Origin of the sequence: Mycobacterium sp. MYCO198283 (genome assembly GCF_021213805.1) — a bacterium.
Taxonomy (GTDB): Bacteria; Actinomycetota; Actinomycetes; order Mycobacteriales; family Mycobacteriaceae; genus Mycobacterium.
In genome coordinates this window covers 252,396-264,694 of record NZ_JAJQJI010000008.1, presented here as the reverse complement: position 1 = coordinate 264,694, position 12,299 = coordinate 252,396, and the positions used below count along the sequence as shown (strand labels likewise).

Genomic DNA, 12,299 nt, shown 5'->3' with positions numbered 1-12,299 from the left:
ACCGGCTGGGGTGATCGGCGGGTGGCGGCCGAGGCCAAGAAGATCGCCTACCGGCTCGACCCGCACGCCGTGGTCGACCGCGCCGCCAACGCCCCGGCCGATCGCTGCGTCACCCTCCGGCCCGCGCCCGACACCATGACCTACCTGACCGCCTTACTCCCCGTGACACAGGGCGTGGCGGTGTACGCGGCACTGAAACGGGCCGCCGACATCACCTACGACCACCGCTCCCGCGGCCAGATCATGGCCGACACCCTCGTCGAACGCCTCACCGGCCGACCCGCCGACGCCCCCGTCCCCGTCGCGGTCAACCTGGTGGTGTCCGACGACACCCTGCTCGGCGGCAGCGACCAACCCGCCCACGTCACGGACTACGGCCCCGTCCCCGCCGCCATCGCCTGCCGGCTCGTCGACGCTGCCGTCCGCGACCCGCGCTCCGCAGCCACCCTGCGCCGTCTCTACGCCGCACCGGCCACCGGACAACTCGTGAAGCTCGACGCCCGCACCCGCACCTTCCCCAAGGGCCTCGCCGACTTCATCGACCTACGCGACCAGCGCTGCCGCACCCCCTACTGCGACGCCCCCATCCGCCACCACGACCACATCACCGCGCACCACCGCGGCGGCACGACCAGCGCCGCCAACGGCCAAGGCCTGTGCGAACACTGCAACTACACCAAAGAAGCACCCGGCTGGCGCACCCACCCCGACACCGACGACGACGGCCGGCACCTCACCATCGTGCGAACACCGACCGGCGCCCGATACCGATCCACCGCACCACCCCTCCCCGGCTGGACCGTGTCGACCAGTTGGATCGAAACCCGCATCGGCGTGGAAATCCTCCGCCACGCCGCTTGACCGGCGTGTGCGGCCGATGGCCTAGATTGCGGGCATGTACCCCGAACTGTTCTCGGTGGCCGGCAAGACGGCGCTCATCACCGGCGGCACCAGCGGCATCGGCCTGATGATCGCCGAAGGCTATCTACGCGCCGGCGCGAAGGTGTACGTCTCGTCGCGCAAGCCCGACGCCTGCACCGCCGCTGCCGAGCGGCTCTCGGAGTTCGGCGAGGTGTATGCGATTCCGGCCGACGTCAGCACGGAGGACGGCTGCCGGGCGCTGATCGACGAGGTGGGCACTCGCGAGTCCGCGCTGCACATCCTGGTCAACAACGCGGGTGCGACGTGGGGCGCCTCGTTCGAGAGCTTCCCGCCCGCGGCGTTCGACAAGGTGCTGACACTGAATGTGAAGTCGCCGTTCGTGTTGACGCAGCTCGCGCACCCACTCCTCAAGGCGGCGGTGGGCGACGACGATCCGGCCCGCGTCATCAACATCGGCTCGATCGACGGGCTGACGGTGCCGCGGCTGGGCACCTACTCCTATTCGGCGTCCAAGGCCGGCGTGCATCAGCTGACGCGGCACCTCGCGTATGCGCTGGCGCCGGACGTGCTGGTGAATGCCATTGCGCCCGGGCCGTTCCCGTCGAAGATGATGGCCGCGACGCTGGACGCGGTGGGCGACCAGCTGGCGGCGAACACCCCGGTGAAGCGCATTGGCCGCACCGAGGACATGGCCGCCGCGGCGATCTACCTCGCCTCGCGGGCGTCGAACTTCGTGACGGGCGCGGTGCTGCCGGTCGACGGCGGGCTGAGCACCACCGCGGGCCTGCAGCTGTAGCTACAGCGCGGCGATCGCCTCGGCCGACTCCAGGTCCGCATACGCCGCCGAGTAGCGCTGAGCCAGCGCAATGGCGATGTCGGGGCGCTGCCACAGCTCGCCGGCGCTGGCCGTGCACAGCCACAGCGTCAGGCCGTGCGCCACCGACGCCCGATAGCGCAGCCAGAGGTCGTCCTCGGACGGCAATTCGTCGGCGGGCAGTCCGAGCGCGTCGCGGTACTCGGAGAGCAGCTCGCGTTCGGCAGCCCGCCGGTCCTCGATGGTCAGCGCGCCCTGCAGGAAGTATCCGAGGTCCAGCGACCAGTTACCGCGACGCACCACCTGCCAGTCGAGGAAGCCGACCTCGCCGCTGGGGAGCAGGTAGATGTTGCCGATGTGCGGGTCGCCGTGCAGCAGCGTCGGCGCCGTCGTCGTCAGGCTGCGGATGTACGGCTTCCAGATGTCGTCGATCAGGCCCTCGATCGTCAGCGCCAGCACCGCCTGGGGAGCGTCGTCGCCGAGCCGCCGCTGCGCCTCGCCCAGCGGCGCGGCACCCATGCCCTCCCACGGCACGAAGGGCTCGACCCAGTCGAGTGCCGGGTTGGTGGTGAGCCGCTCACCCCAGAACCGGCCGTGCATGCGGCCGAGCCCACGCACGCCGCTGGCCGCCTGCTCGACGGTCAGCGGCCGCGTGGCGTCGCGCGGGTCGGCGTTGCGGGCCGCCAGGTCCTCCATGACGAGGACGAAGTCCTCGGCCGCCTCGTCGATCGGCGCCGCATACACCAGCGGATGTTCCAGCGGCAGTTCGACGTTCGCGTTGAACAGTCGCGGCTCGTGGAACAGGCCGCTGGTCAGCTTGATCAGCTCGCGGTGGCCGGGATCCACGCCCTTGACGAACACGGTCGCGGGGCCGTCGCCCGCGCTGTAGGTCAGTCCCAGCCGGGCGCGCCGGTTCGTGCCGTCGTCGCGCAGCAGCACCGCCACCGCCTCGACGCGAGCGTCGGGATGGCGGCCGGCCAGCGCGCTCGTCATCCACTCCGGGGTGATGGCGTCCCAGTCCTGCGGCACCTCGAGCGCGGCCGCGGTCATGCCAAGATCGCCGGCATCGAGTCCCAGCCGCGGACGGTCGAGGTGGGCGACAGGACCGCGTTGTCGAGGTCGACGTCCCACTCGGGGAAGCGCTTGAGCATCTCCTCGAGGGCGATGCGGCCTTCGAGGCGCGCGAGCGCCGAACCGAGGCAGTAGTGGGTGCCGACGCTGAACGCCAGGTGCTGGCGAGGTTCGCGGTGAATGTCGAACACGTCGCCGTCCGGCGGAAACTGGCGGTGATCACGAGTGGCGGCGCCGATGAGCATCATCATGACGCTGCCCTCCGGAACGGTCTGGCCGTAGAGCGTGACGTCGCGGGTGACGTAGCGGGCGACGTGCGGCGCCGGCGGCTCGTAGCGCAGCAGCTCCTCGATCGCCTGCGGGATCAGCGCGGGATTTTCGACCAGCTCGCGGCGCTGATCGGGATGCTCGGCCAGCACCTTGGCGGCCCAGCCGATCAGGCGGGTGGTGGTTTCGTTGCCGGCGCCGGCGACCACGTTGAGGTACACGAGCAGCTCCTCGCGGCGCAGCTTCCGGACCGCGCCGGTCTCGTCGGTGAACTCGACGTTGAGGAGTTCGGTCATGATGTCGTCGGACGGGTTGTCCCGACGCCAGTCGATGTAGGCCTCGAAGATCTCGCCGGTCACCATGCCGTTCGAGGCGGCGTCCATCGGCTTGCCCGCCTCGGTGCGCAGCTGCGCGTTGCCGTAGTCGCGGATCATCTCCTGGTCGTTCTCGGGGATGCCGAGCAGCGAGCTGATGACCTTCATCGGCATCTGCACGCCGAAGTCGGTGATGAAGTCGAAGCGCTTCTCGCCGACCAGCGGGTCGAGGCTCTGCGCGCAGAACTCGCGGATCTTCGGCTCCAGCGCGTTGACCTTGCGCGGCGTGAACATGCGCGCCAGCAGCTTGCGGTGCACATCGTGGATCGGGGGATCCTCGAAGATCACGGTGCCCGGCGGAATGTCGATGTTCGCCTTGATGAGCTCCACGATCGCGCCCTTGGCGGAGCTGAAGGTCTCCCAGTCGACCAGCGTCTTGCAGACGTCGTCGTAGCGGCTCACCGCATAGAAGTCGTGTTGGGCGTTGTAGTAGAGCGGCGCTTCTTCGCGGAGCCGCTTGAACGCCGGATACGGGTCGCGGTTCAGGTCGACGTCATAGGGATCGAAGTAGACGTCGCTCGTCGTCGTCACGGTCATGGTAATCCGCCTCTCGTCGCGCGAGAGTGAGCCTACACACGGCGAGTTACGCGCGTAAGTTGCGGCGGCGGTCAGGTGGTTGCGCGCACGACCAGCTGCGCGACGCCGGCGCCGCCGGGCTGGTCGTCGGCGGGGTAGCCGAGCTCGGCCATCATCGCCGCGACCGCGACGTCGACGATCGCCTTGGCGTCGAAAGCCACCGAGGTCAAGGGCGGTCCGCTCACGGCACCGAGCGGTATGGCGTCGACGCCGATCACGGCGAGGTCACCCGGGCAGCGCAGCCCCGCCTGGCGCAACCCGTGCAGGACGACGAACGCGGTCTCGTCACTCTGGGCGCAGACCGCGGTCACCCCGTCACGCACCCATCCCCTCACCACGTCAGCCGCGTCGCTGCCGTCGGTGGCGACGGTGCCGACCGCGAGGTCCGGCAGTCCGCGTCGGCGTGCCGCGTCCCGCAGGCCCGCCAGCCAGTAGTCGCCCAGCGGGCGCAGCTTCGGAGTGTCGGCGTAGGCGAACCCGATCCGGCGGTGTCCACGCTCGACGAGGTGGTCGATGCGCAGCTCGCCGATGCTCTCGTGTAGCGCGCCGATCGCCCGCAGCTGGTGGCTGCCCAGGTGGATCTGCGGAATGCCGGCGGCCGTGACCGCGGCAAGCGCATCGCCTTCCAGCGGGAAGACACTCGTCACCGCGACGGGATCCAGGGCGGCGATGGCGTCGACGACGTTGCGGCCGTCCTCGGTCTCGAATTGCAGCGACAACACGATGCCGTGCCGGGCCAACGCAACCGTCAGTCGGCTGCCCACCTCGATCGGCAACTCCCCCAGCGACATCCGCGGCACGATGTAGAGCATGACGCCGCTCGCGCCGACCGCGAGGTTGCGGGCTGCGAGGTTCGGCCGGTAGCCCAACTGACGGGCCGCCTCCCGTACCGCGGCCTTGGTCTGCGGCGAGATCGTCTGCCCGGCAACGTTGTTCAGCACGTAGCTGACCGTGGCCGTCGACACCTTGGCCAGCCGCGCCACATCGGCCTTGGTGGGGCGCGCTTTCCCGGCCGTCATGGCGCCCCGGTGCCGGCAGACAGCGGCCGGCCGGCCGACTCGGCGACGGTCAGCACGGTCGCGACCGAAATGACGGCGGCGGCAATCAGATACCAGGCAGCCGCCATCGCGTTCCCGGTTTCGGCGGTCAGCCAGGTGACGACGTACGGCGTGGTGCCACCGAACGCGGCGACCGACACGTTGTAGCCGATCGAGAAGCCGCTGTAGCGGACGCGGGTGGCGAACATCTCCACACCCGTCGTCACCGCCACCGACACGAACGTCGACTCGATCGCGGCCAACACGCAATGCGCCGCGATCGCGGCAGCCACCGAGCCGGTGTTCATCAGCGCGAAGAGCGGATAGCCGAGCACGATGAAGCCGACCGCACCGGCGAGCAGCAGCGGGCGCCGGCCGATCCGGTCCGACAGGGCAGCCAGCGGCAGGATCAGGATGAGCGCCGTCAGGCTGGCAAGCGTGATCGAGAGGAAAGACGCCGTCTTGGAGAAGCGCAGCGTCTTGATGAGGTAGGTCGGCAGATAGGTGAAGACGACGTAGTAGCCGACGTTGAAGACGATGAAGAGGCCAATGACCCGCAGGACCTGCGGCCAGGCCGTCGTGACGGCTTCGCGCAGCGGGGAGGACGCGACGCGGTCGGCGCGGTCGAGCTCGGTGAACTCCGGGGTGTCGTCGAGCCGCAGCCGGATGTAGAGGCCGACCAGCCCGAGCGGGCCGGCGATCAGGAACGGGATGCGCCAACCCCAGGACTCCATGGCGTCCGCGGGAAGGCCCGCTTGCAACAGCGTGACCGTGATGGAGCCGAGCAGGAAGCCGAGCACCCCGGACCAGGCGATGAAGGTGACGGTGTAGCCGCGGCGTCGGTGCTGCGCATACTCGGCGAGATAGACCGCGCCGCCGCCGTATTCGCCGCCCGCCGAAAAGCCTTGCAGGCAGCGGAGTATCAGCAGTAGGAGCGGCGCGACGACACCGATCGCGTCATAGGTGGGCAGCAGGCCGATCGCGATGGTGGCGCCGGACATCAGCAGGATCACCAGCGCCAGCACGCGCTGTCGGCCCAGCCGGTCCCCCAGCGGACCGAAGACGAATCCGCCGAGCGGCCGCATGAAGAACGCCGCCGCAAAGATGGCGAAGGTGTTGAGCAGCGCGGCGGTGTCGTCGCCCTTCGGGAAGAAGTTGGCGGCGATGTAGGTGGCGAGGAAGCCGTAGATCGCGAAGTCGAACCACTCGACCGCGTTGCCGATGGAGGCGCCGGTGATCGCCTTGCGCACCGTGGACGTCTGCTGGCGGGTTTCGTCGACCGTCATGGAAATCCGCCTCTCCTGTCTTGCGAGGGCAGCCTACTCGTGACGGTTATGCGCGTAAGTCGATCCGGACGTCGCCGGCCGGCTGGAAGGCGGTTCACCATCGCGCCGGTTTCGGTGGAGTCTGCCGGCGGTGAGCCGACGCACTCGTGCGGGTTTACGCAGCCGGGCTGACCGGCACGTTTTCTCAGAGTGGTCCCGACTGGGATCGAACCAGTGACCTTCCGCGTGTGAGGCGGACGCTCTCCCCCTGAGCTACGAGACCGGGGACGTCAGACATTAACACGGTTGCCCGGTTGGGCCTGAATTCGCAGGCCGACGCACTGCTTGTGACGGCGACGAGAGCCCGTCGCCGACGCCGATCGGTGATTTGTGCCGCCGCGCTCGGGTGGACTATCGTCGTGCATCGCGACGGGCGACGATCTCGCCCGTGGCACGCGGATGTAGCGCAGTTGGTAGCGCATCACCTTGCCAAGGTGAGGGTCGCGGGTTCGAATCCCGTCATCCGCTCGAAGGTGTGGTGGCATCAACCCCAGCGGTGGAGTGGCCGAGTGGTGAGGCAACGGCCTGCAAAGCCGTGCACACGGGTTCGATTCCCGTCTCCACCTCCGAGAACGACCCGGCGCGATTAGCTCAGCGGGAGAGCGCTTCCCTGACACGGAAGAGGTCACTGGTTCAATCCCAGTATCGCGCACCACGCATTACCGCAGTTCAGACGCTACAACTGACACCCGCTTTCGCACCCTGTGGGCAAAGAATGGGCAAACACTTCACCAGGGCATTCGCCGCCTGTGTAGTGTCAGATAGGCCTATCTACCAACTGTTCTAGTTTGCTAGAGCATTGGCGCAGCGCCCCGCAGAATGGCATAATTCTCCGCAGCACGCCCATGCGTGCAACGTCGTCGCCCTAGGTCAGCAGTGCCGAGGATGGGCGGGGACGGTGCCCGGAGCCTAGGCCCTCAGGGTCCGAGGATGGCCAACCAGGAAGAGCACCGCGTCACCATCAGACAGCGGTCGCCGCACACAGTTCCTTGTGCCGCCTGGAGGCCACATGCCCGTACATCGAAACGACCCCGCACCTTCTCAGCGCCGTCGCTACGCCACCCAATATGAGGCCGCCGATTACCTCGGCGTGACCACTCGGACCATCCGCCAGATGATCGCCGATGGTCGGCTGACCGGCTACCGGCTCAATCCTCGGTTCATCCGTATTGACCTCAACGATATCGACGCGGCCATGACTCCAACAGGTGGAGGTGCGGGGCGATGACCGACTGTATTCCACGCCGGCAGCAGGAAGACCGCGACCGGCTGACAGTTCTAATCAACCGGACCTCGACTACCGGCTGGGCGTCGGCCTCAACCGCGAGCGCGCCGAGGCGGTAAGGACCCTGGCGATTAGGAGATTGCAGAGAGAGACCGCTCACCATGAGGCCGGTCACGCGGTAGCAGCAGTGCTACGCGGTGGGGACTTGGTGGACCTGTTCTTCGTCGACCCCTACTTGACCGATCCAACGGTTCCGCACAATGGGATCACCCGCCACAGAACTCCCTACCAGCATCGACCCTTCGTCACATTCGCCGGACCCTGGGCACAGGCGAGATGGATGGTTGAGCATGACCCTGAGATCGACGATTTCGACGAAGCCCTTGAAGCCGCGTGGCAATGGTATTTGGCGGACGTGGAGGTCGATGGCGACGCAGCCCGATACGAGTCGCGCTGGCCCGACCTCGCCGAGGCCACCGGCTATTCGATCGAAGGGCGAGAATGGGAAATATCGTGGGAGGAAGAGCTCGAGACGCTTTGGCCGGTGATCTGCGAAGTCGCGGGAATGATGCTTGGTGGTCCTGTGACCCACGGCATGGTCGAGACGGCGCTGGAGCGTCATCTTCGCGATCTCGACGACCAAACAGGACTGTCTCTTATGCCGTCAAAGCGACCGAGGTGACGGACACTGTGAGTGGTCTGGAAGAGCGGCTGGCGTGCCGTCGGGCACCGTTAATCGCCATAGAAGATACAGCCATCTCGCACGGAAGGTTCCGCAACTTCGGCGACTACTACGCGGGCGGCTATACCCCTTTCCCCAATCGTCTGCTGGGCATGTTGACGCCGACCCAGGCGTCGACTTATCTGCACCTTCGCCGTTTCGGGAATATGCGTGAAGGTGCACGCCCGTCGGTGAATACCGTAACCGCCTGCGTCGGCAGGAAGCGGCGGACCGTCGAAGACGCCATTAGGGCGCTGGAGAATGTGCACCGCGAGATTAAACGCGATTCCCGTGGACAGAACCGCCCTTGTCTGTACCACTTCGCCTCCGTTCTCGACGACGAAGGTCTGGAGCCTTTTACTAAGGTCCCGAATTGGGTTCTCCTCGGGGGACTTCCACCGGCTGTGCTGATGGTCTACGTGACCATCTTGGAGGTCAAAGACGTGGAGAAGACACTGCGGTTGGAGGACATCGCCCGCAAATGCCGCACGTCGAAGGGCACCGTTAGCGGGGCGATTGAGGAACTTAAGCGCAGGCAACTGATCGAGGTCGACCGCCCCAAGTTCAAGGCTCAACGGAATCGCTATGGCACCCTCCCCCGGAGTCTCGCTGATCTGCGAAGTACCGACACCGTGGACTCGAAATTCCTCTCTGACGTGGGAAGTACTGAGATCGTGCACCGCAGTACGGAGACCGTGGACCGTAGTACGGAGATCGTGGACCGTAGTACGGAGACCGTGCAGGAGAAAGACTCTTTCGAGAAAGACTCCAGGGAAAAAGACTCGACCGGGAAAAAGACTCGACCCACCGCCCCCGGCTCCGCCGGGGCGCGGCGATCCACCGATGGCCACCAATTACAACAGGATCGCCAGAGGCATGAGGGGATTCGCGAGCGACTACAGCGAATGGGTGCTGAAGGGACAAGCCCTGGGTGATGGGACTGCACTGGCATACGTTCTTGGCTTCTCGGCGAAGGTGGATTCGAGGCAGAGACCGAGTTAGACCTGCCGAGCGACTCCTGGAAGAACCGGACGAGGGCCTGTTTGCCTCACGGCGGGCCGAGTGGTCAGACTGCGGATGGTGGGTCCAGCGAGGCCTCGGAGGCTCGACGTCTGAGGGCCTCTCGGACGCTCGGCGACACGAACCGCTCTGCCAAGGACCGTCCTTTAGGCCAATCAGATGACCGGGTTCGCAACGTGCAGTCTCTGGCCGAACGGCTCGCCAACCACAGATAATCTCAGGCCCAGGAGATGCCGTGACCGGACTCAGGTCGCCATTGCAGGGACTGGCCGCCCTCGATACAGGATTCGGTGTAGCCGAGAGGCATGGTGCGAGAGTCAAGCGACCCAAACCGGTATCGCGGAAAGCGACGTCAGTAAATCATCACCGAGAGATAGTTACGGTTCGCCGCAAAGCTCCAAATTAGCTAAAAAGTTAAGCAACTTAGTCAACTACACGAGGGTTCCGCTCGGCGTTGGTACGCAACCCTCCAGCTATGAACTGCGGCGGAGGCTCACAGTAGCCGCGATCCGCCTGTTCGATCCCCCAAACCGCTGCTGTGCTTAGTGTAGTAATCTCGGAATTAGCTGAAGGTGTCTGGGTCAATGGTAATTCATGCGGCAATGGACCGGTATTTGACGCCACCCGACGCCACCCGAAGGAGACCCTATTGAATCCCGACGCCCTTTACTTGATGAGCGACGATGTGTACACATTCGACGAGTTGGTCGAGGTGTTGAACGCGGAGGCAGCGACACTGCCCGAAGAAACCTGGCGATGCGGCTGGGACGTCAACGACTACATCATCGAGGCAATGCAGGTCGGCATCATCGAGAGTGTGGAAGTCGAGGATGAGGAGGACGCCCTCCGCTGCGACTGCTGGTGATGCCGACGCGCTGAGGTCGGACCGGTCATTTCGTGAGCTGCACCCAGGACGTACCTACCTGTGGATAATAACCGTGTTCCACGATATCGGACCAGTCGGCGTAGTCGCCGAAAAGTAGGTTGCGCTCGGCCTCGACGGAGATGGTGGTGTACCAATCCCCGTCGTGGCCGACGTCTTCACTCACGTTGATCGCCGCCAGGTACAGGCCGTTGACGGTGAATCATACGACGGCGCGGTGTTCACGGACCCTCGTGTCGTCTACTTGTACCGGCGACGACCCGGTCGCGATCTCGAACTTGCGGACTCGAATCGCCATATCCTGCCAGCGCATCGATTCGTTGATCGAGCCCCAGTTCGCAGTTGTCTGCCATCGCTCGCCTCGTCGCACCGCCACGTAGCAGTAACGTCCGCCGCCCTTCTGGAACCGGAGGACCAAGCCGTCCGGTGGCTCTTGCGGTATCGGTGGCTCGCTGGTAGAGGGCGGTAGTGGTCTGAGCCACTCGCGCATCGGTGTCAGGTCGTAACGCGACGGGTCAAGCAAAGCGGATATCAGGGGTGGGATGGTCACGGGTGGACCGCCCAGCACGTTGGCGGTAGCTTCGTTGGCTTTGATGGCATTGACGCGGACTTCGGCCGCGACGGCGGAGTCGGTGATGTCTTCCCAGCGTGTGGTGAGCAGGCCCCTGTCGCGCAGGTGTCTGATCATCGGCAGGAAACGCTGATTGGTCTGTGGTGTCAGTTGCCCTACCCGCTCGTCGTCGATCCGCGCGTCGACATACGGCTTGCCCCTCCGGTCTGGGTGGCTCTCGTGAAGGGTTACGAATAGAAGCCCGTGCCCGTGCTGGGGCCGTACTTCGCGAGGGCATCGAAGTGCTCGTCCTCCCGAGTGACCTGGACGAAGGAGGAGCGCGGCAACATTGTGTAGGGGGCGCAGGAATGAAGTACCCCAGGTTTTGTTCCTAGTTGGTTGTGAGGGCCGGGGTTGGCTGGCTCACGGGGTGTGAGGTGCCGGTGAGGGCGGCCTCGTGTTCGGCTGGGGTGTGGTAGCCGAGGGATTGGTGCAGGCGTTCTGCGTTGAACCAGGCGACCCAGGCGGCGGTGGCCAGCTCGACGTCATCGACGCTGCGCCAGGGTTTGCCGCGGTTGATCAGCTCGGTCTTGTAGGCAGCGTTGACCGCCTCGGCGAGGGCGTTGTCATAGCTATCGCCGCGTGACCCCACCGAGGGCGCGATCCCGAGCTCGGCGAGCCGGTCGGTATAGGCCAGCGATAGGTATTGGGACCCGAGGTCGGAGTGATGAACCAACTCACATAAATCTGAGTTCGCCTGCCACACAGCGTGATTGAACGCTTGTAGCGGCAGGTCCTCGGTGCGCATCGTCGCCGAGACGGCCCACCCGACGATGGCCTTGGTGCACGCGTCGGTGACGAACGCGGTGTAGCAGAACCCCTGCCAGGTCCGCACAAAGGTGATGTCGGCAACCCAGAGCCGGTTCGGCGCCGGCGCGCTGAACTGCCGGTCGACCAGCCCCGCCGTTTCATGGCGTGATGCATCTTCTTGACGCCATAGACCGAGAAGTTCTCCTCGTGGACGATCCTGAGGTCGGCGATGAGCAGTTCATCGCTGATCGCGCGGTCTGATGGCGGGCGGGCCTTCGCGGCCCGGTAGCCACGGGAGGTGAGGAAACCGGTGATTGCTGCCCGCAGGACACCGCAGATGAGCTCGACCCCGAACTGATCGCGATGTGCGTCGATGAACGCGATCATTTCGTCGCGGGGCGGTCGAGCTCCGCTGCAAAAAACGCAGACGCAGACTTCAGAATCTCGTTGGCCCTGCGCAACTCGGCGACCTCACGCTTGAGCTTGCGGATTTCGGCGTGCTCGGAGCTGGTGACACCGGGACGCTCACCGGCATCAACCTGCGCTTTGCGCCGCCACCGGCGCACCGACTCCTCAGAGATCCCGAGTTTGCTGGCTACAGACTTGATCGCCTCGAACTCAGACACTTCCGAGGCTTCCATCGTGGTGTTCAGCAACCGCAGCGCACGATCACGAAACTCCATCGAATACTGACGGGGCATGCTCCTGATCCTCCTATACGGATCGGAACAAAACCTGGGGTAC

The 12,299-nt window shown here is 65.7% G+C and carries 12 protein-coding genes, 4 tRNA genes, 1 pseudogene and 1 other annotated feature; of the genes and pseudogenes, 9 read left to right on the top strand and 8 right to left on the bottom strand.

Going from position 1 to position 12,299, the window contains the following annotated elements; translation table 11 throughout:
• Together LV457_RS16915 and LV457_RS16910 are read left to right on the top strand one after the other, a co-directional pair.
• Positions 1–861, top strand: an 861-nt coding sequence (locus LV457_RS16915; RefSeq protein ID WP_232172585.1) for an HNH endonuclease signature motif containing protein, incomplete at its 5' end; no start/stop codon positions are given.
• Positions 862–895: 34 nt separating this feature from the next.
• Positions 896–1,678, top strand: a complete 783-nt coding sequence (locus LV457_RS16910; protein WP_232172584.1) for an SDR family oxidoreductase — start codon at positions 896–898, stop codon at positions 1,676–1,678.
• On the opposite strand, the gene LV457_RS16905 is transcribed toward LV457_RS16910, so the two are convergent.
• From LV457_RS16905 to LV457_RS16885, 5 genes are all read right to left on the bottom strand, one after another.
• Positions 1,679–2,746 carry an ecdysteroid 22-kinase family protein gene (locus LV457_RS16905; protein ID WP_232172582.1) on the bottom strand — a complete coding sequence of 356 codons (1,068 nt, stop codon included), beginning with the start codon at positions 2,744–2,746 and terminating at the stop codon, positions 1,679–1,681.
• Positions 2,743–3,945, bottom strand: coding sequence for a cytochrome P450 (locus LV457_RS16900; protein ID WP_232172580.1), 1,203 nt, complete (start codon positions 3,943–3,945; stop codon positions 2,743–2,745). Before LV457_RS16900 ends, LV457_RS16905 begins: the two co-directional genes overlap by 4 nt.
• 71 nt (positions 3,946–4,016) lie before the next feature.
• On the bottom strand, positions 4,017–5,003 hold the full coding sequence (locus LV457_RS16895) for a LacI family DNA-binding transcriptional regulator (RefSeq protein ID WP_232172578.1): 987 nt from the start codon (positions 5,001–5,003) through the stop codon (positions 4,017–4,019).
• Positions 5,000–6,307, bottom strand: a complete 1,308-nt coding sequence (locus LV457_RS16890; RefSeq protein ID WP_232172577.1) for an MFS transporter — start codon at positions 6,305–6,307, stop codon at positions 5,000–5,002. Before LV457_RS16890 ends, LV457_RS16895 begins: the two co-directional genes overlap by 4 nt.
• A 190-nt stretch (positions 6,308–6,497) precedes the next feature.
• Positions 6,498–6,569, bottom strand: a tRNA-Val gene (locus tag LV457_RS16885).
• A 172-nt stretch (positions 6,570–6,741) separates the two neighbouring features.
• On the opposite strand from LV457_RS16885, the gene LV457_RS16880 reads away from it, so the two are divergent.
• From LV457_RS16880 to LV457_RS16850, 7 genes are all read left to right on the top strand, one after another.
• Positions 6,742–6,814 (top strand) — tRNA-Gly (locus tag LV457_RS16880).
• Positions 6,815–6,841: 27 nt separating this feature from the next.
• Positions 6,842–6,912: transfer RNA gene (locus tag LV457_RS16875), tRNA-Cys, on the top strand.
• 14 nt (positions 6,913–6,926) lie between these two features.
• Positions 6,927–7,001, top strand: a tRNA-Val gene (locus LV457_RS16870).
• A gap of 354 nt (positions 7,002–7,355) precedes the next feature.
• Positions 7,356–7,574, top strand: a complete 219-nt coding sequence (locus LV457_RS16865; RefSeq protein ID WP_232172576.1) for an excisionase family DNA-binding protein — start codon at positions 7,356–7,358, stop codon at positions 7,572–7,574.
• Between the two features lie 205 nt (positions 7,575–7,779).
• A complete protein-coding gene (locus LV457_RS16860) occupies positions 7,780–8,253 on the top strand; it encodes a hypothetical protein (RefSeq protein ID WP_232172574.1) in 474 nt (157 codons plus the stop codon).
• 8 nt (positions 8,254–8,261) lie between these two features.
• A complete protein-coding gene (locus tag LV457_RS16855) occupies positions 8,262–9,227 on the top strand; it encodes a hypothetical protein (RefSeq protein ID WP_232172573.1) in 966 nt (321 codons plus the stop codon).
• A gap of 734 nt (positions 9,228–9,961) precedes the next feature.
• Positions 9,962–10,177: a hypothetical protein gene (locus tag LV457_RS16850; RefSeq protein WP_232172571.1), complete on the top strand. Its 216-nt coding sequence runs from the start codon at positions 9,962–9,964 to the stop codon at positions 10,175–10,177.
• A 25-nt stretch (positions 10,178–10,202) separates the two neighbouring features.
• On the opposite strand, the gene LV457_RS16845 is transcribed toward LV457_RS16850, so the two are convergent.
• From LV457_RS16845 to LV457_RS16835, 3 genes and pseudogenes are all read right to left on the bottom strand, one after another.
• The gene (locus tag LV457_RS16845; protein WP_232172568.1) at positions 10,203–10,361 is read right to left on the bottom strand and encodes a hypothetical protein; all 159 of its coding nucleotides are present in this window, start codon (positions 10,359–10,361) and stop codon (positions 10,203–10,205) included.
• A 36-nt stretch (positions 10,362–10,397) separates the two neighbouring features.
• Positions 10,398–10,883, bottom strand: a complete 486-nt coding sequence (locus tag LV457_RS16840; RefSeq protein ID WP_232172565.1) for a hypothetical protein — start codon at positions 10,881–10,883, stop codon at positions 10,398–10,400.
• A gap of 253 nt (positions 10,884–11,136) precedes the next feature.
• Positions 11,137–12,256, bottom strand: a pseudogene (locus LV457_RS16835) (IS3 family transposase).
• Positions 11,864–11,981 (bottom strand) — a sequence feature (AL1L pseudoknot). (Overlaps the previous pseudogene by 118 nt.)
• Positions 12,257–12,299: the final 43 nt, after the last annotated feature.